The sequence below is a fragment of the Actinomycetospora sp. genome (assembly GCF_055612215.1).
The window spans coordinates 1-1,368 of record NZ_JBVPVA010000761.1; the positions used below are offsets into that span (position 1 = coordinate 1).

Consider the following 1,368-nt stretch of genomic DNA (forward strand, 5'->3'; position numbering starts at 1 on the left):
GTCGCCCTCTCCGGCGGGGCGGGCGACTCGATGCTCGGCCTGGCCCGTGAGGCCGGGGTCGACGCCTACGTAACCGCCGACCTGCGCCACCACCCCGCCGACGAGCACCTGCAGCGCCCGGGTGCCCCGGCGCTCGTCGACGTCGCCCACTGGGCCTCGGAGCACCCCTGGTGCGCCCAGGCCGCCGGGGTCCTGCGCCGCGCGCTGCCCGGGGCCACCGTGACCGTCTCGGCGCACCGGACCGACCCGTGGACGCTCGGCTCGGCGGCACACGCCCCGGTCGCCGTCCCCGACCGCCCCTCGACGCCGGCCGCACCGCTCTCCCTGTCCGACGCCATCGAAGGAGCCGTCCAGCCGTGAAGCGGACCCAGCCATGAAGGCAGACCCGGCAGCCCAACGCCGGCTGCTCGACCTCGCGGCCGTCGACGCCGAGCTCTCCCGCGCCGAGCACCGGCGCCGCACCCTGCCCGAGCAGGTCGCGGTGGAGGAGGCCGAGCGCACGCTGCGCGCCGCGGCCGACGCCGTCGTCGTCGCGCAGACCTCGCTGTCCGACCTCGACCGCGACGTCGCGAAGCTCGACCGCGAGGTCGAGCAGGTCCGCACCCGCGAGACCCGGGACCGGCAGCTGCTCGACAACGGTTCGGTGTCGGCGAAGCAGGCGACGGATCTGTCCCACGAGCTCGAATCGCTGGAGCGCCGCCGCGCGGTCCTCGAGGAGGAGCAGCTCGAGGTCATGGAACGCCAGGAGGCCGCCGGGGTGGACCTTGCGCACGAGACCGAGGCGCACGACGCGGCGAGGACCGCGCTCGAGGACGCCGTCGAGCGCCGCGACGGGGTGCTGGGGGACATCGGCACGATCGAGGTCCGCCGCGGCGAGGAGCGCACCGCCCTGGTCGCCGAGCTGCCCGCCGACCTGGTCGCGCTCTACGACCAGATTCGCGCCAAGGGCGCGGTCGGCGCCGGCGAGCTGACCGGCAACCGCTGCGGGGCGTGCCGGTTGGAGATGGACCGCGCCGAGCTGCGCGACATCCAGGGCGCCGCGCCCGACGAGGTCGTCCGGTGCGACAACTGCGGCGCGATCGTCGTGCGGGCCGCGCCGAAGTCGTCGTGACCGGGGCCTCCGACGCGGCCGGCGCCTGGACCGGGCGCGGGGCCGCGACCCCGACGCGGGTGCTGCTCCTGCGCCACGGGCAGTCGCCGCTGTCGGTGGACCGGCGCTACTCCGGGCGCGGGAACCCGCCGCTCACCGACGTCGGGCAGGCCCAGGCGCAGGCGGCCGCGGCGTCGGTGGCGGCCCGCTACCCGGCGGCCGACGTGGTGGTCAGCTCCCCGCTGGACCGCGCGCGCTCGACGGCGGCCCCGGTGGCG

Annotated in this window: 3 protein-coding genes; all 3 read left to right on the forward strand. The window is 77.3% G+C overall.

Features of this window, described 5'->3' with window-relative positions; translation table 11 throughout:
* On the forward strand, positions 1-360 hold a 360-nt coding region (locus AC0CYZ_RS20770; RefSeq protein ID WP_472218788.1), incomplete at its 5' end, for a Nif3-like dinuclear metal center hexameric protein.
* A gap of 13 nt (positions 361-373) precedes the next feature.
* A complete protein-coding gene (locus AC0CYZ_RS20775; RefSeq protein WP_472218790.1) occupies positions 374-1,111 on the forward strand; it encodes a zinc ribbon domain-containing protein in 738 nt (245 codons plus the stop codon).
* Positions 1,108-1,368, forward strand: a 261-nt coding sequence (locus AC0CYZ_RS20780) for a histidine phosphatase family protein (RefSeq protein ID WP_472218792.1), incomplete at its 3' end; no start/stop codon positions are given. The genes AC0CYZ_RS20775 and AC0CYZ_RS20780, both read left to right, overlap by 4 nt.

Bases quoted from the DNA above. Each gene is read 5' to 3' on its own strand.
- AC0CYZ_RS20775 (WP_472218790.1), top strand. From the start codon at position 374: ATGAAGGCAGACCCGGCAGCCCAACGCCGGCTGCTCGACCTCGCGGCC.